This window comes from Rhizobium oryzihabitans (assembly GCF_010669145.1).
GTDB classification, from domain to species: Bacteria; Pseudomonadota; Alphaproteobacteria; order Rhizobiales; family Rhizobiaceae; genus Agrobacterium; species Agrobacterium oryzihabitans.
On sequence record NZ_CP048632.1, the window covers coordinates 1363372 to 1378824 of the forward strand.

The 15453-nt window shown below is 58.6% G+C and carries 25 protein-coding genes; 24 read left to right on the forward strand and 1 reads right to left on the reverse strand.

All coding sequences use genetic code 11. The features are described 5' to 3' along the window. Nucleotides 1-3 precede the first annotated feature (3 nt). Genes G3A56_RS07200 through G3A56_RS07250 form a run of 11 tightly spaced genes read left to right on the forward strand, consistent with a single transcriptional unit; the run spans nucleotide 4 to nucleotide 4090 of the window. Nucleotides 4-771, forward strand: coding sequence for an AAA family ATPase (locus G3A56_RS07200; RefSeq protein WP_003492037.1), 768 nt, complete (start codon nucleotides 4-6; stop codon nucleotides 769-771). Further along, a complete protein-coding gene (locus G3A56_RS07205; protein WP_003492034.1) occupies nucleotides 768-1334 on the forward strand; it encodes a hypothetical protein in 567 nt (188 codons plus the stop codon). Before G3A56_RS07200 ends, G3A56_RS07205 begins: the two co-directional genes overlap by 4 nt. Next, a complete protein-coding gene (locus G3A56_RS07210; RefSeq protein ID WP_035241022.1) occupies nucleotides 1316-1705 on the forward strand; it encodes a MarR family transcriptional regulator in 390 nt (129 codons plus the stop codon). The genes G3A56_RS07205 and G3A56_RS07210 overlap by 19 nt, the downstream gene beginning before the upstream one ends. Beyond that, complete coding sequence (locus tag G3A56_RS07215) at nucleotides 1695-1901, forward strand: hypothetical protein (protein WP_003492029.1); 207 nt, start codon at nucleotides 1695-1697, stop codon at nucleotides 1899-1901. The genes G3A56_RS07210 and G3A56_RS07215 overlap by 11 nt, the downstream gene beginning before the upstream one ends. A 13-nt stretch (nucleotides 1902-1914) precedes the next feature. Continuing rightward, on the forward strand, nucleotides 1915-2190 hold the full coding sequence (locus tag G3A56_RS07220) for a hypothetical protein (protein ID WP_003492026.1): 276 nt from the start codon (nucleotides 1915-1917) through the stop codon (nucleotides 2188-2190). A gap of 17 nt (nucleotides 2191-2207) precedes the next feature. Further along, nucleotides 2208-2735: a host-nuclease inhibitor Gam family protein gene (locus G3A56_RS07225; RefSeq protein WP_164056227.1), complete on the forward strand. Its 528-nt coding sequence runs from the start codon at nucleotides 2208-2210 to the stop codon at nucleotides 2733-2735. A gap of 10 nt (nucleotides 2736-2745) precedes the next feature. Then, the gene (locus tag G3A56_RS07230) at nucleotides 2746-3024 is read left to right on the forward strand and encodes a hypothetical protein (protein WP_035241019.1); all 279 of its coding nucleotides are present in this window, start codon (nucleotides 2746-2748) and stop codon (nucleotides 3022-3024) included. Beyond that, the gene (locus tag G3A56_RS07235; protein ID WP_158001514.1) at nucleotides 3021-3185 is read left to right on the forward strand and encodes a hypothetical protein; all 165 of its coding nucleotides are present in this window, start codon (nucleotides 3021-3023) and stop codon (nucleotides 3183-3185) included. Before G3A56_RS07230 ends, G3A56_RS07235 begins: the two co-directional genes overlap by 4 nt. Next, entirely contained in the window at nucleotides 3182-3382 is a 201-nt protein-coding gene (locus G3A56_RS07240) for a hypothetical protein (protein ID WP_003492019.1), read from the forward strand. The genes G3A56_RS07235 and G3A56_RS07240 overlap by 4 nt, the downstream gene beginning before the upstream one ends. After that, nucleotides 3372-3647 (forward strand): hypothetical protein, encoded by a 276-nt coding sequence (locus tag G3A56_RS07245; RefSeq protein WP_035241017.1) that lies wholly within the window; start codon nucleotides 3372-3374, stop codon nucleotides 3645-3647. The genes G3A56_RS07240 and G3A56_RS07245 overlap by 11 nt, the downstream gene beginning before the upstream one ends. After that, nucleotides 3644-4090, forward strand: a complete 447-nt coding sequence (locus tag G3A56_RS07250) for a regulatory protein GemA (RefSeq protein ID WP_003492014.1) — start codon at nucleotides 3644-3646, stop codon at nucleotides 4088-4090. The genes G3A56_RS07245 and G3A56_RS07250 overlap by 4 nt, the downstream gene beginning before the upstream one ends. Nucleotides 4091-4092: 2 nt before the next feature. Here the strand turns inward: G3A56_RS07250 and G3A56_RS07255 are convergent, their stop codons facing one another. Beyond that, nucleotides 4093-4410 (reverse strand): hypothetical protein, encoded by a 318-nt coding sequence (locus tag G3A56_RS07255; RefSeq protein WP_003492012.1) that lies wholly within the window; start codon nucleotides 4408-4410, stop codon nucleotides 4093-4095. Between the two features lie 101 nt (nucleotides 4411-4511). Here G3A56_RS07255 and G3A56_RS07260 point away from each other — a divergent pair, with 101 nt between their 5' ends. From G3A56_RS07260 to G3A56_RS07320, 13 genes are all read left to right on the forward strand, one after another. Continuing rightward, nucleotides 4512-4889, forward strand: coding sequence for a helix-turn-helix domain-containing protein (locus G3A56_RS07260; protein WP_003492010.1), 378 nt, complete (start codon nucleotides 4512-4514; stop codon nucleotides 4887-4889). A 79-nt stretch (nucleotides 4890-4968) separates the two neighbouring features. Beyond that, on the forward strand, nucleotides 4969-5817 hold the full coding sequence (locus tag G3A56_RS07265) for a glycoside hydrolase family 19 protein (protein ID WP_003492008.1): 849 nt from the start codon (nucleotides 4969-4971) through the stop codon (nucleotides 5815-5817). Next, nucleotides 5817-6224 (forward strand): hypothetical protein, encoded by a 408-nt coding sequence (locus G3A56_RS07270; RefSeq protein ID WP_003492006.1) that lies wholly within the window; start codon nucleotides 5817-5819, stop codon nucleotides 6222-6224. Before G3A56_RS07265 ends, G3A56_RS07270 begins: the two co-directional genes overlap by 1 nt. After that, nucleotides 6221-6469 carry a hemolysin XhlA family protein gene (locus tag G3A56_RS07275; protein ID WP_003492004.1) on the forward strand — a complete coding sequence of 83 codons (249 nt, stop codon included), beginning with the start codon at nucleotides 6221-6223 and terminating at the stop codon, nucleotides 6467-6469. Before G3A56_RS07270 ends, G3A56_RS07275 begins: the two co-directional genes overlap by 4 nt. Continuing rightward, nucleotides 6462-6965, forward strand: coding sequence for a DUF1804 family protein (locus tag G3A56_RS07280; protein ID WP_035241014.1), 504 nt, complete (start codon nucleotides 6462-6464; stop codon nucleotides 6963-6965). Before G3A56_RS07275 ends, G3A56_RS07280 begins: the two co-directional genes overlap by 8 nt. Next, nucleotides 6962-8617 carry a phage terminase large subunit gene (gene terL, locus G3A56_RS07285; RefSeq protein ID WP_003491999.1) on the forward strand — a complete coding sequence of 552 codons (1656 nt, stop codon included), beginning with the start codon at nucleotides 6962-6964 and terminating at the stop codon, nucleotides 8615-8617. The genes G3A56_RS07280 and terL overlap by 4 nt, the downstream gene beginning before the upstream one ends. Next, on the forward strand, nucleotides 8614-10032 hold the full coding sequence (locus tag G3A56_RS07290) for a phage portal protein family protein (protein ID WP_003491996.1): 1419 nt from the start codon (nucleotides 8614-8616) through the stop codon (nucleotides 10030-10032). Before terL ends, G3A56_RS07290 begins: the two co-directional genes overlap by 4 nt. Before the next feature lie 53 nt (nucleotides 10033-10085). Beyond that, on the forward strand, nucleotides 10086-11561 hold the full coding sequence (locus tag G3A56_RS07295) for a PBECR2 nuclease fold domain-containing protein (protein ID WP_003491995.1): 1476 nt from the start codon (nucleotides 10086-10088) through the stop codon (nucleotides 11559-11561). A 103-nt stretch (nucleotides 11562-11664) separates the two neighbouring features. After that, nucleotides 11665-12129, forward strand: a complete 465-nt coding sequence (locus G3A56_RS07300) for a phage virion morphogenesis protein (RefSeq protein ID WP_003491993.1) — start codon at nucleotides 11665-11667, stop codon at nucleotides 12127-12129. Nucleotides 12130-12403: 274 nt separating this feature from the next. After that, complete coding sequence (locus G3A56_RS07305) at nucleotides 12404-13525, forward strand: hypothetical protein (RefSeq protein ID WP_139009042.1); 1122 nt, start codon at nucleotides 12404-12406, stop codon at nucleotides 13523-13525. Between the two features lie 15 nt (nucleotides 13526-13540). Continuing rightward, nucleotides 13541-13885 (forward strand): capsid cement protein, encoded by a 345-nt coding sequence (locus tag G3A56_RS07310; RefSeq protein ID WP_003491989.1) that lies wholly within the window; start codon nucleotides 13541-13543, stop codon nucleotides 13883-13885. An 11-nt stretch (nucleotides 13886-13896) separates the two neighbouring features. Next, nucleotides 13897-14853, forward strand: a complete 957-nt coding sequence (locus G3A56_RS07315; RefSeq protein ID WP_003491987.1) for a major capsid protein — start codon at nucleotides 13897-13899, stop codon at nucleotides 14851-14853. Nucleotides 14854-14865: 12 nt separating this feature from the next. Continuing rightward, nucleotides 14866-15399 (forward strand): hypothetical protein, encoded by a 534-nt coding sequence (locus G3A56_RS07320; RefSeq protein WP_003491984.1) that lies wholly within the window; start codon nucleotides 14866-14868, stop codon nucleotides 15397-15399. Nucleotides 15400-15453: the final 54 nt, after the last annotated feature.

Sequence of the window (15453 nt, forward strand, 5' to 3'; positions counted from 1 at the left end):
CGCATGAAAAATACATTTGTCGAGACCAGCAACGTGAAGCGCTTTCTTTCGGCGTTGTCGGCTCTGGAAGATCGCGGCGCGCAGGAGGCTTGCCTTGCCGTGGTCGATGGCGAACCCGGCTTGGGCAAAACCACGACGCTCAAGAATTGGGTGGCCCAAAGCGGCTGGGTCTATCTGCGCGCCAAAAAGGAATGGAAATCGGGGTGGATGATGAACGAGCTGCTGGAAGCGCTGCCCGTCAAGCCGCCCTACAGCATCGAGAAAAAGTACGAAACCATCCTGCGCGAGCTTGGCAGCCGCCATTCCGCTGCCCTGATGTCCAAGCGCACCTTCGGTCTCGTCATTGACGAGGCGGACCATATCTCGACCAAGGAAGCCTTGCTCGAAACCGTGCGTGACATTTCTGACATGCTGGAGATGCCCGTCATCCTCGTGGGCATGGGCAAGATCAACGACAATATTTCCCGCTTCCCGCAGATTTCCAGCCGCATTAGCCAGCGCGTCAAATTTCAGAAGGCCAGTCGCGAGGATATCCGGCTGCTGATCGACCGCAAATGCGAAGTGAAGGTGGCAGATTGCCTCATTGATTTCGTGCTGAAGGTTTCGCAGGGCTTTAACCGCGAGGTTCTGGAAGCCATCGCCAACATCGAGAAATTCGGCCTGCGCGCCGATCCCGGCCCGGCAGGCGTGACCGTGGCCGATATGGCGGGTCTGAAGGTTCTCAGCGACCGGCGTACCAGCAAGCCCATCCATGTCCCGGAGTTTGCATGATGCAACGGGATAGTTCGACCCTGCATTTTGACCGCATTTTTGAGGCGCTCGACGGCACCGCATGCCTGACGCTGGATGCGCTTGAGGAAAAATCCGGCCTGACGCGGACACAGCTTGCCCGCGTCACGGCCAAGATGGTGACGGTCGCTCTGATCGAGCGCCGCAAGATGGGGTGCTATCAGCTCACCGCCGCAGGGCAAAAGGCGAAACGTACCGGCGTTGTTCCGACGCCGGTGCAGCCGGTGCGTCCCGCAGCGCCACCGTCCGACAGTTTTCGCCAGCGCCTTTGGGCCGTCATGCGGATGTCCGGGACTTTCATGGCAGCGGAGCTTGTCATGGCGGCGAACTGGCCCTTGAAGCGGCCGGAAGTGGAAGCCGGAAAATATCTGCTTGCCTTGAAACGGGCGGGTTACCTCATCGAATTGCCGCGAGGTCCGAAAGGCCAGATGCGCTACCGGCTTAGCCGCAATTCTGGATTGCTTGCCCCTGTCGTCAGCAGTGTCGATGGCAGCGTCTACGATCCTAACATCAGAGAGGCCATGCCATGCGCCAAGCAAGCCTGATGCCTCTTGTCGATCCCGCATGGCTGGACGTTCTGCGCGCCGAAGCTGCCAAGCCTGACCGCACGAAAAAGCAGATCGGTGACGAGTTGGGCGTGTCCCGCACCGCGATCTCGCTGCTTTGCTCCGGCACATACAGCGCGGGCATGAACAAGGTGCAGGCGAAGATCGCGCACAAGGTTATGGCGCTCTACGGGCAGCAGGTTTGGTGCCCGCATGTTCGTGACGCCATCGCCCCCGGCACTTGCGAAAGCCACCGCACCGCACCGATGGCGAAAAGCGATCCCGTCAAGCTCAAGCAGTGGCTGGCGTGCCAGTCATGCCCGCAGAACCCGAGAAACCAGAAGAAGCCGGAGGCCGCAAATGCTGTCTGACGCCGCCGCGCAGCTGCGCGACCGACTGTTGCCGCTCGTTAGCGGACTGGATGCCCCGGAGCTTTTTCTAACGCTTCGCCTCATCGAAATGGAGGCGAAGCACATGGAAATGACCATCGAATATCTGACCGGCCGCCCGCATGTGCCGCTCAACGGTCAGCTTCTTTCTTCCATCGCCCTTGTTTCCGACCACTGAAAGGAACCTAAAGATGCTGAAGCTTTCGGCCCTCCTGTCTCTCCTGAAGAACCATCTGATTTCTTACGATAACGGCCGCGTTGCCGTGCCGCCCGATGTGGCGGGGCATATCGCCTGCCTTCTTTCATCCTGCGAAGCGCACGCGAAAGACATGGAGGCCACGCTTTATCCGACGCCAGATGCACCGGTCGATCTGCGCCCGCTGCTTTCGGAGAAGGTGGTGTCCCTTTCCGCCTTCGCCAGCGCCCGCAAGGCCAATCCTTCCAGCAATCCTACTGAAACCGCCTGATACGAGGTCCATTCCACATGAAATCTGCACTGAAAAAGAAATCCAAAGCCATCTCCCGCGTTCCGCAGACCCGCGAGGGCGCTATCTGGGCAGTTGGCCGTGTCGGCACGCTGCGCCGCGAGATTGCCGCCAAAACGGCGTTAGCGGACGAAGCAATCAGGATGATCGGCGAAAAGTTCGAAGCCGATACTGCCGATTTTGCTGCCGAGCTGGCGGAGCACGAGCGCGGTGTGCAAGCATGGTGCGAAGCCAATCGCGTGATCCTCACCAACAACGAAAAGGTGAAGTTCCACGACTTCGGCACCGGCACCGTCCGGTGGCGCTCGCTTCCTGCCAGTGTCTCCATCCGTGGCGCTGAAGCCGTCATAGAGGCTCTCAAGTCTCTCGGTCTGAAGGCGTTCATCCGCGAGAAAGAGGAAATCAATAAGGAGGCCATGCTGAACGATCCAGACAAGGCGCGCACTGTCGCGGGCGTCACGATCAAATCGGAGGGCGAGGTGTTCGCAATAGAGCCGCTCGAACTCGAAATTTCAACGGTTCAGTGAGGCAAGAGGGATGAGAGAAACTCGTGTAGAGAACCCCACGACGCCTGAAGCTTTCTCACAAGCAATGGGGGAGTTGGGCATCGCTTTTCCGCTAGCCTGCTCTCAGCAGGATATGGGCGTCCTGCTGGATGCGGACGGAGAAGAGCTTCTTACCGTCGACTCTGCTGGCGTCATGCCGGATGAAATCGTTGCGTTGCTCGTGGCGAACATCGCCATGGTGCTAAACAATGCTGCCGGTCATACCGCCAGAGCCGCTCTGGTCTCTGTCGAGCAAGGCGGTGCGGAATGACAGAGCCAGTCAAGCTGAAGTGCCGTTGCTGCGATAGCAGCGGCAAGGTGAAAAGCATCATTGAGGGCGAAATGCGCCCCTGCTCGCGTTGCCAGTTCGATGCCTTCAGGGCTTGGGCGGACAGCCGCCGCCCCAAGCTGGAAACGGCAGGTGCTGCGTGAGCTACGATTACATCCGCAACTATTACGGCGTGGAAGTCACCGTCAATCAGTTCGTGCGTCACACCGTGACGGGTCGGATCGGCACGATCATGCCAGAGAATGCCAGCGCCGGTCATTACGTCCAGGTACTGTTTCGCGGCGACAAGCACACCATGTCTTGTCACCCGCAAGAGTTGGAGGCGGCCGATGAACTCTGATCGCTTCATACCTCCCTCCTTCGCACAGGGGTATGCTCTTTGCAGCCCTGAAGGAACGTTGCTGCCGCATAGTTTCCGCCCTACGAAAGCGGAATCGATTGCTGCCGTTTTTACCGACGCCGAAAGCCGTGACGCACATTGGATCGCTGCCGAACAGCAGGGTATGACGGTCAAATTTGTTTACGCCCGTGTTTTCACGCCGGTGTTCTTCGCAGCATCCGTACTGGCGGCAATGGCTGAAGCCGAAATGGCAGGTGTGGCATGAACACCATCGCCATGATCAATGTCGCTAAATCGCAGTTCGAGCTGGACGAAACCGAGTACCGCGCTTTGCTGGTCCGAGTGACGGGAATTTCATCGCTTCGCGCTATGTCGGAGCGCCAGCGCATCGCCGTGGTGGATGAGTTTAAACGTCTCGGCTTCAAGGTGCAGCCGGGAAAATCGGCCAAGGGAAAGCTTGAAAAACATCGCCCGACCGCCAATCGGCCGTGGTCGCGTTATATTCACGCGTTGTGGAAATCATGCGCACGGCTCGGCGTGATTGACGACGCTTCGGTGAAGGCGCTCAGCGCCTTCTGCAAGCGGTTCGTTTCGCCGGAAGACGCCAAGATTGTCGTCGATGTGGATTTTCTATCGCAGGCTCAGGCGGAGCCAATTGTGTCTGCGCTGAAGTCGATGGAGAAGCGTGGAAAGGCAGGCAAGATATGATCTCACTTGCAAGCAGCCGTTCCCATCGCCGTACCGCCAGCCTTGTAGGATGCGGGGTCGTAAATCCAAACGGTCTTCAACGCGCCAGCCGGGGCAGTGTCGGTGATGACCTCGCACAGATATTCAGCAAAACCATCCCTGCTGCTGCCGTCTCCCGCCATTGCCACCCAAAGTACGTTTTGGCTCGGCATACGCCATTTGGCGTCCAGCACGGTCTTTTCTGCCTTGACAGCGGAGAGCGCCTTTTTCTGCCAATCTGTACCAGCATGGGCCGCGAAAGGCGTAGCGAACGACAAAATGGCGGCAATAAGCAGCTTCATGGAAACAACCCCGTTTCTAACGCTCAACGTGTAGCAGCGGCACTCATCGTTATGCAATCGGTTTTGCGGAATATGGTTTCCGGCAGTCGGGCGGTGCTGGCATGACCGACGCCCGCCCGATGCCCGCATCCATTGAGGAAATCGCTGAAACCATCGGCATGCGTCTGGCGTTAAAGATCGTGCAGACGTACGGCGGCATGGAAATCAAGTTTCCGAAAAACCCGCACGATCAGCATGCCGTCATTCTGGCTCTTGGCAAAGAGGATGGGTATGAGGTATGCAAATATATGGGCGGATCGCTTTTGTCGGTCCCGCACTGCCGCCCGCCGCGCAGTATGAAGGCCGATATCAGGCGACTGGAGGCAGAGGGACTGTCCCGCGGGGAAATTGCCCGACGCCTTGGCATCACGCAGCGGTGGGTCCGCGAAGTTGCCAACGCTCCGCCAAGCAATCAGTTCGATCTCTTCGAAAACACCTGACCGGAACCGAGTTCCGGTCATTTTCTTTTGGTGACCTTGCCAATGTCCTCGCAACTGCAAACCGCACCCGCGAGGCGACATGTCCACGATCAAAAACCAGACCACCTTCTTTTCCTACATTCGCCGTGCGCCGTTCGGCGGCCGTCTGACGCAAAGCCAGATCGACGGCATCAACGTCATTCTGGAGCAGTGGGAATATTACAAGCTGATCGACCGCCGCTGGCTGGCAAACATCCTCGCGCAGATTTTCCATGAAACTGGCGGACGCATGCAGCCCGTGCGGGAAACTTTCGCAACATCCGACGCGCAGGCGAAAAGCCGTCTTGAAGCGGCTTGGAAGGCTGGCAAACTCGGTTCGGTAAAGCTGCCTTACTGGCGTGACGGCTGGTTCGGCCGTGGTGATATCCAGATCACCCATGAGGACAACTACGACCGCCTTGGGCAGCGTCTTGGCGTCGATTTGGTCGGTAATCCCTCGCTCGCCATGGACCCGGCTATCAGCGCCCGTATCGCCATCGTCGGCATGGCCGAAGGCCTGTTCACCGGCAAAAAGCTCTCCGACTATTTCAACGACAAGTCCGATGATGCCGTAGGCGCTCGCCGTATCGTCAACGGCACCGACAAGGCGAAGCTTATCGCCGGCTATCACAAGAACTTTCTCGATGCCATTGAGGCCGCTTCCGTTCCGCTTCAGGAAACCGATGCCAATCATGCGCTGGCGACGGCGGATGATGTCAAACCCTCCGCCAGTGGTTCGGTCAAAACCTTGATTGGCAGCACTGTTGTCACGGCCGCCACGTCTGCCCTTGTCGGCGTTAACAATCCATGGGCCTTTGGCGTCACGGCGCTGTTGCTGCTGATGGGTGGCGGCGCGCTCTACATGTTCGGTTCCGGCCGCTGGTCCGTCAATCGTATCAAGGGGATTTGATGACAGCTGCCCTTTTGCGATGGCTTTCCGGTGATCTCGCGGGTGCGTTGACCCGCGCCTATGAACTGCGGCTGAAGGCGGACAACGAGCAGCAACGGCTTATTGCCGATGCTGCTATTTCCGATGTCAACCGTCAGATCGACGCCGCCCGGAACGCGAAAGAAATCCGGCTGGCGTCTTCCGGTTTCTGGGAAATGCGGCTTATCACGGCGATCATCGCCGGGTGCTTTGCGCTGCATCTCCTGCTCGTCACCCTCGACACCTGTTTCAAGCTGGGCTGGGCAATCCCGAAATTTCCCGCGCCCTTTGACGAGTGGCAGGGCGCGATCCTTCTTTCCTTCTTCGGTATTCAGGCTGTCGGCGGCGGTCTCAATGCAATTGCTGCCGCCATTAGAGGACGCCGATGAACGGCTTTGACTTCCCTTCGCATATCGCCACCAAAGTCGATCAGGCGCACACCAAAATCGATAACCTTGCCGAACGCGTCACCGATCTGGAGCGCGATTCTGCCGTTGCTGAGGTCCGCGCCGTTGGCATGCAGACCAGCCTTATCGAAATCAAGAATTCAATCAGCAAGGTCGCGTGGCTGATCGTCACGGCGATCATTGGCGGCATCATGGCATTTATTCTGAAAGGCGGCTTGAGTGGCTAACGATATGGAAACCCGCCGCAAGGCCCGCTCCGATTATGTCTATCGGCGCATGACGCTTGCCACCATCGCCGTGACGCTGAACGTCAGTCAGGCCACTATCGGGCGCTGGAAGGCGGCGGCGAAGGCCGATGGCGACGATTGGGACATGGCCCGTTCGGGCGCGGTGCTTGCCGGTGAAGGTCTCGACGTTGTCGTGTCATCGGTTGTCGAAGATTTCGTCATCATGGCGCAGGCCCTGCTGGACGAGGTTAAGAACAACAAAGACCTCTCCATTGATCAGAAGATCAAGCACATGGTGGCGCTGGGCGATGCCATGGTGAAGGTCACCGCATCTGCTGGAAAGCTGGCACCTAAAATCTCCGAGCTGGGCGTGGCGCAGTCGGTTGTCCAGCACCTCATTGCCTTCGTTCAGGAGCAGTTCCCGCAGCACATTTCCGTGGTGCAGGAAATCCTTGTTCCGTTCGGTGACAGGATCGCGAGCGCCTTTTCGTCATGATGAAAAAACCGGTCCTGAAGGCGAAGGTCAGCGACAAGGATTTTCGCGACTGGATATCAAGCGAAGCCGACAAGCTTGCCCGTTGGGTGGACCTGTCGGTTTCCGCCTTTGCGGCCGATCCGAAGGCCAAAGCCGAGCGCCTGGCTAAAGTCAGAATTCCCGAAACGGGCTTCCAGTATTTTCTGGAGACCTACCTGCCGCATTATGTGAAGGGCGAACACAGCCTGTTTCACAAGACGATCTTTGCCCGTGTTCCGGAAATCCTCGCCTCCGAAAAGGGCGTTAGAGATTTGTTTATCGCGCCACGCGGTTCATCCAAATCCACGCACCTGTCGCTCGGTTTTGCGCTTTATTGCATCTGCCTTGGCTACAAGCGCTATATTCTGGAAGTCTGCGATGTCTATGCGCAGGCGGCGCTGCTGATCGAGGCGATCAAGGCAGAGCTGACGGAAAACCCGCGCCTTGCCAATGACTTTCCGGAAGTTGCCGGTCAGGGGCGTGTCTGGCGTGAAGGCGAGATCGTCACCAAGAACAATATCCGTGTCGAAGGGCTTGGTGCGAACCAGAAGCTGCGCGGCCGTCGCCATGGCCCGTATCGTCCCGACCTGATGTTCTTTGACGATCTGGAAAATGACGAGGCGGTGCGTTCGCCCGAGCAGCGCAAGAAGCTGGAAACATGGATCAAGCGCGCCGCTCTGAAGGTGGGGCCGCCAGACGGTTCCATGGACGTGGTCTGGGTTGGGACCGTTCTTCATTATGACGCCGTTCTTGTTCGTGCCGCGAAATCGCCGGTCTGGCGGGTTGCCGAGTTTCAGGCGGTCATCCAGTTTCCCGACCGGATGGACCTTTGGGACCAGTTCGAGGAAGTCTACCAGAATGACGGCGAGGACGCTGCCCGCGCATTCTACGCCGAGCGCAAGGCGGACATGGATGCCGGTGCCATCGTCAACTGGCCCGCGATCCAGCCGCTTATCTTCCTCATGCTGGAACGGGCGTCCGACCATGACAGCTTCGCGACCGAATACCAGAACAAGCCGATCAACGAGGCCAGCCCGTTCAAAGATTTGACGTTCTGGGTATTAAAGCAGCCCGATCTTATCCATTTTGGCAGCATCGACCCGTCGCTTGGCAAAAAGGGCCATGGCCGCGATCCGAGCGCTATTCTTGTCGGCGGCTTCAACCGGCTGCATGGCACCATGGATTTGCTGGAAGCGTCCATCCGCCGCCGTCTGCCTGACATCATCATTTCCGATGTCATCGCCATGCAGCGGCAATATCGCTGCCTGCTGTGGTTTGTGGAAGCCGTTCAGTTTCAGGAATTTTTGCGTACCACGCTGATGGCGACGGCGGCACGGCAGGGCGTTGGAATTTCCGCCGTGCCGGTCACGCCGATTGCGGACAAGGATTTGCGCATCGAGCGGCTTCAGCCCCCCGTCGCGGGCGGTTTGATCCGCCTCAACAAAACACACCAGACGCTGATCGACCAGCTTCAACAATGGCCGAACGCCGATCACGATGACGGCCCGGACTGCCTCGACATGCTCTGGCAGCACACGCTCGAATATGCGGGTGGTGCCACGGCCGGAGCGAGCGGCGGGATTAATACGGCTGCGAACAGCGGCCAGCAGAGACTTGGAGGGTATCGCCTATGAGCCGTCGCAAAAAACAGAAATCGGCCTCCTTTGCAGCGGAAGCGGTGACAGCAGCCGAGCGGAAGAACCTGCCCGCAGACGCCCGTGCGTTGATTGCTAACGCGACGAACGACATCACCATCCCGTTTTTCAGCGGCGCGCTTCAGCATGCCGACGATACGCTGATCCAGCGCGGCGGCGGCAAAGGTCTCAAAATCTATGACGAGATCAAGCGCGACACCCATGCCGGTGCCATCCTCACCAAGCGCAATAAGCATCTTGTCGCCCGCGAATGGGAATGCGTTGCGGCCTCCGACAAGCCGCAGGATGTGGAAGCGGCGGATTTCGTGCGCAAGACGCTGAAGAAGTTGCCCTTCGACCGTATCTCCGAAGACTTGTCCGGCGGCGCGATCCTGAAGGGTTTTTCCGTTTCGGAAGTCGTCTGGAAGCGTGACAACAACCGCATCGTGCCGGAAAAGATCGTGACACACGATCAGCGCCGCTTCGCTTTCGGCCATGACTGGCGGCCTCGCCTGCTCACCTGGACGAACATGAACGAGGGCGAAGAACTGCCTGACCGCAAGTTCATCGTGCATCGCCATGGCGTCGTCGGCAACAATCCATATGGCCTTGGTCTCGGTTCGCAGCTTTTCTGGGCGGTCCTGTTCAAGCGTGAGGGTGTGGCATTCTGGCTGCATTTCCTCGAAAAGTTCGCAGGCCCGACCGTCATTGCGGAAACGCCCTATGGCATGCTGACGGACGAACAGAACCTGCTTCTGCAGAAGCTTGCCAGCATCCAGACCAGCGCCGCCATCACCGTGCCGAAGGGTGCGGATGTAAAATTTCTGGAGGCGGCCCGCTCCGGATCGGTCAGCTACAGGGAATGGATGGAATATTGGGACCGCCAGATTTCCATCTGCATCCTTGGCGAGACCCTCACAACCGACATCGGCTCTCACGGTTCGAAAGCCGCCGCAGAAACCCACGCCGATATTCTCGACCTGCTGGTGGACAGCGATGCCGACCATCTGTCCGATACGTTCCACGAGCAGCTCGTGCAGTGGCTGATTGATTATAACTTCCCCGGCGCTGGCGTGCCCCGCGTCTGGCGCGTGCGTCCGAGCAACGAAAAGGCCAAGGCCGAAACCCGCAAGGCAAAGGCTGAAGCCGCCACGTCAGAAAATGCGGCGCTGGTCGAAATCCTCAAATCGGCCGCCATGATGGACGATGACGATACAGCCCGCGAGTTCATCGTTTCGTTCGAACTGACGCATGCGCTTTCGGAAACGGCCATCGACCGGCTGGTAGACGCACGCTTCGCCTTCTCGGAACATGGCAAGCGTGATGCGCTGTTGCGCAAGGCCGCCGCCGAAAACCCGGCATTCGCTGCCCTGTTTGGGCCGGTCGACGTAAAAAAAAACTCCGTAGCTCGGTAGGATTTGCCGCCGATCCCGATCCGGTCAGTGATGTTGCCGACCGGGTTGAGGAATTGACGGCGGGACATTTCACGCGCCGCCTGAATGCCATCCGCACCGCCGTAGATACTGCGGCCGATCTCCCGGCCGTCGCCCGCGCCATTCTCCAGCTCGGCGCAAAATGGTCTCCGGATGCGTTAGGAAAACTGATCGGTGACGCGCTGGAGCTTTCCAGCCTTCAGGGGCGTGAAGCGGTTTTCCTTGATGGCGAGGCGAAAAGTTTTATCGACGCCGATGTTTTCAACCAGCCTTTCAAGGAACAGATAGAGTTCTTCAGGCAGAAGCGCGGCAAGCCCACCAAGGTGTGGACCGATGCCATGCGCGGTACCCACGACCGCGCTTTCGTCATCGCCGGTGCCACCGATCTGGCGATGCTTTCTGATTTCCAGACGGCGATTGCTGACATAATGGAAAAGGGCGGCACCCTTCAGGATTTCCGCAACGACTTCGACCGCATCGTCTCGAAATACGGCTGGACCTACAAGGGCGAATACGGCTGGCGCACCCGCATCATCTTCGAAACCAACATGCGCACCTCCTATATGGCCGGTCGCCTGAAGCAGATGCGCGATCCGGACGTGCTGAAGCTGCGGCCGTTCTGGGAATACCGGCACGGCGAAACCCGCAAGCCGAAAATCCCCCGGCCATCGCATGAGGCATTGCATGGCAGGATTTATCGCCATGATGATCCATGGTGGAAAACGCACTTTCCGCCGAACGACTGGTATTGCTCCTGCGGCGTCCGATCGCTCTCTCTGCGCGATCTGAAGCGCCGGGGCAAGGACGTGCCGGATGAAGCGCCTGCCGATCTGATGATGCCGATGATCGACCCCGTCTCTGGCGCGCTGATCGAACAGCCGCAGGGCATCGGTTACGGCTGGGATTATATGCCGGGTGATCTCTGGGAACGTGGTCTAACGCCGTCCAGCCTGATGGATGAGGGCCGCGAGCTGCTCGATAATCCACGCATGGCCGTCGCGATCGACACGCCGGAGCCGGTCTCCGATCTCGTCAAGGCGGCAAAACCCTTCAAGGCGAAACTGCTGAAGGACGGCCAGACGCCGGAAGATTATGTTCGCGCCTTCCTCAAACCCTTCGGGGCCGATATCGACCGGGCCGTGTTGTTCGAGGATAAATCCGGCACGAAAATCCCGGTCTCCGATCTGCTTTTCAGAAATCGCCATGGCGAGCTGAAGGCGCTGAAGCGGAACCGGCATCGTGTCATGTCGATGATGGCCGAGGCACTTCTTGATCCGGACGAAATCTGGATGGGTGTCGCCCGCAAGGTCGAAAGCGGCGACATGGTCGTGGACCGGCGCTATATCCGCGTCGATCCAAAAACCGCCATGCAGATTGTTTTCGAGATCGGGGAGAAGACGTGGGAGGCCGTCACCAGCTTCGACTTTACCGACAAGAAGGGTGAAGCGGATTTCGCAGCACTGGAGAAACGGCGCGTCGGCAAGCTGATTTATAAGCGCCCGAAAAAGTAAAAGGCCGGGAGCGATCCGGCCTTTGTGCCAGCAAACTGGCGTGACCATCGCCGGTCTCGCTCACTGACAATGATAATATAGGCTCAGATAGCGGAAAAGTCCAATGGCAGGCATCAGCTACAAAACCACGATCAACGACGCGGATATGCGCGAGAAGCTGGCGGAGCTGGTCGAGCGCATGACGAACCGCGAAGGGTTTCACAAGAATGTCGGGGAGCATCTGCTGAATTCGACAGACGAACGCTTCGACAGCGAAACCGCACCGGACGGTTCCCGCTGGAAAACATTGTCGCTGGTGACGCGGGATCTGCGCATGAGAAAGTACGGCAATGCGCCGATCACCATCTTGCGGGCTTCTGGAGCCTTGCGCGGCTCCATTAACATGGTCGCCAGTCAGAACGATGTCCGTATCGGTTCGGCGCTGGTCTATGCCGCCATTCACCAGCTCGGGGGCGAAGCGGGCCGGAATCGAAAAGTCACCATCCCGGCGCGGCCCTATCTCGGTCTTTCATCCGACGATGAAACTAGAATTTTTGAGATTGCGGAGGACTGGCTGGAGGTCGAATAACGCCCTTGAAATTTTCGCCCGCTGGTGCGCATAAGCCTTTCGGGTGTCCGCTCATACCGATTTTGGGTTACCCCCGCGTTAGAGACGCGTTAGAAACCGGCTGTGAGCCGGTTGCGGCCTTGCTGCCGCATTCGGGTGCGATCCGGGCTTGAAACCAATCACGACATGGCGCATTGTCTGTCTGCAAACCCAATCTTGCTGACCGGAACCGAGTTCCGGTCATTTTCTTTTTCAGCGTGCCGCATGGTCGCTTCAGATGATTTCTGGAGCCGACATGACCACCGCTTCCGCCACTGCCCGTATCGAAGTTTTCCGCCCCGGCACTTTCAAGTCGATGGAAGGCACCGAGCTGACCTATACCGCCGCCGACCTGAAGGCGATGGCGGACGGTTACGATTATGAGACCGCGCCAGCACCTGTTGTCGTCGGCCACCCTTCCACGGATGCGCCTGCTTTCGCATGGGCCGAAAGCTTCGATTTCGACGCGACAACCAATCGCCTCTATGCGACGGTTAGCGAGATCAACCCGGCCTTTGCCGAAGAGGTCAAGAAAGGCACCTACAAGAAGGTGTCACTTCAGCTGTTTTCTCCTGATCAGGCGGCCAATCCGACCCCCGGCACATGGTACCCGAAACATATCGGCTTTCTTGGCGGCGCGGCCCCGGCGGTCTCCGGCCTGAAGAACGTCGCCTTTTCCTCTTCTGAAGGCAGCGCCACCTTCGCCTCGTCCTTCGGGGAACGCGGTTTCGAAGAGACTTCCAGCATCCTGCGGTCGCTGCGTGATTTCCTCATCGAGAAATTCGGCATGGAAGATGCCGACAAGGCGCTGCCCGCCTATCGCCTCGAATGGCTTTCTGAAACCGAGATCGAAAAACAGCCCGTTTCCCGCCCGTCATTTTCCGCCCCCGTTGTTCCCCCTTTGAAGGAGCCTGCCCCCGTGCCTAACCCCAATCCGTCCTTTGCGGCTCAGGAAGCCGATCTGAAGGCGCGTGAAGAGCGCATCAAGAAGCGTGAAGCCGACGCCGCCCATGCTGAAAACGTCTCGTTTGCGGAGGGCCTCGTGTCTGACGGCAAGCTTCTGCCCGACAGCAAGGACAGGGTCGTTTTGATCCTTGACGCCCTGCCTGCCGAAACCTCCGTTTCGTTCGCGGCCGGTGAAACCGCTGTTCCCGTCGCCAAGGCGCTCCGCGATATTCTGGCAGCGCAGCCGAAGATCGTTTCGTTTGGTGCTTTCGACATGCCGGAAGTTCCCGGTTCTGGAAGCCGTCCCGCTTCCTTCTCCGCTGACGGCAAGCAGGTCGATCCCAACGGTATGGAGCTGCATGCCAAAGCGGAGGCCTACCAGCGCCAGCACCCCGGCACCGCCTATCTCGACGCCGTGCGCGCCGTTTCCTGACAGGAGCTTTCCGACATGCAGTATTTCAATTCGATCTACAGCGAGACCATCACCGCAACGACCGTCTTTGCCGCCTATGATCTTGTCGATTTCAACGACGCGAAGATTACAGCCGACGACGCTCCCGTGAAGGCTGTCGCACAGAACCCGGCCACCGAAGTCGGGCTTGATGTTGCGGGCATGATGATCGGCACGGTTCGTGTCCGTGCGCGTGGTGCCATCGCCAAGGGCGACAAACTCATTTCCGCTGCGGCTGGTGGGGTCAAGACCGCCCTTGCCAATTCCGCCAACGTCTTTGCCCGCGCTCTTACGACTGCGGCCGATGGCCAGTTCGTCACCATCTTTGTTGTTATCCGTTAGGACAAAACCGAATGAGCAATACTCTCAACCAGCGTACCGCCGCAGTCGTCGATCCAATCCTTTCGACACATGCTCGCGGTTACAGAAACCTCGAATTTATCGCTCCGGTTCTTTTCCCGGCGGTTCCGGTTCCCAACCGCTCCATGAAGGTGCTGCGCTTCGATAAGAGCGCGTTTCGCCTCGTCAACACTCGCCGCGCCCCCGGCGCCAAGAAGAAGCGCATTCAGCCGGGCTACGGTTCCGATCCGATTTCACTTGTCCAGGACGCGCTGGAAGGCGTGGTTCCGGAAGAATATCTGGAAGAAGCCAACAGCGTCCCCGGTATCGATCTTGGACAGGGCGCTGTCGAAGAGGTTCTGGACATTACTGGCCTTGGCCTCGAATACGATTGCGCAAAAATGGCGCGTGACGCGGCGGGTTACAGCAACAGCAACAAAGTTGCTCTTGCCGGCACTGATCGCTGGTCCTCCTCTCTCAGTGACCCGGAAGCCGATATTTCGGACGCGAAAGAAGTCATTCGTCGCTCTATCGGGCGTTATCCAAACACGCTGGCTCTTGGCCCGACCTCCGGTGCTGCCCTCAAACGGCATGCGAAGATCAAGGAGCATTTCAAATATACCGGCCGTGAGAGCATCACGGAAGAAATGCTGGCGGCCTTTTTCGACGTGAAGCGCGTCGTTATCGGCAAGGCCGTCTACCTGCCGGAAACCTCCGGAGACGAAGACCCGGCTCTCGACGTATGGGGCGATGATGCGATCCTCGCCTATGTTCCGGAGAAGGGAAACAATTTCCGCGTTCCGTCTTACGGATACACCTACGAGCTGAAGGGATATCCGCACATTCAGAAGCCCTATTGGGACGATAGCACGGACTCGTGGGTTTATCCTGCCAAGTTCGAACGCCGCCCGTATCTCGTAGGGCCGGAAGGCGGCTTCCTCTTCCAGAACGCTGGCGCGGCTGCGGCCTGATAGGGGACGATCATGGACAAAAACACCATTTCCGTCACACTCACCGGCCCCGCCAAGGTTCATGGCGTTAGAGAACCGGTTGGTAAGACTGTCTACGTCACTCCGACGCTGGCACTCCAACTCGCTGCCTCCGGCGTCATCAATCCGGAACTTGCCGAGCAGCTTTCCAATGCACTCGACATGACCGACACAGTTCTGGAGAGCGATTTCCAGAAGGCGGTGGAAGATGCCGCCGCTGGCCGGATTGATGTGCTGAACGCGGATCATCTGCTCGATACCGCAACGCTCGAAAACCGGATTTTCGATCTGACGCATGAACTGGATCGCGAAAAGAGTGCGATCAGCACTGCCGTCAATGATCTTCAGGCCAAGGACAGCCAGCTTGTTGAGGCACGCAAGAAGATCGCGGATCTCGAAACTGACCTCACCACCGAAAAACAGGCCAAAGCCGACGCGGAAACCAAACTGGCGGACGCACAGGCCGAACTGGCGAAGCTTGCCGAGCAGTCGGCAGACAAGGCGAAGACGCCCAAGACCCCGAAATAAGGCCCGTTCCGAAGTCTCCCAAGCCGGGCCTTTCGAGCGGGATGGTGCACCACA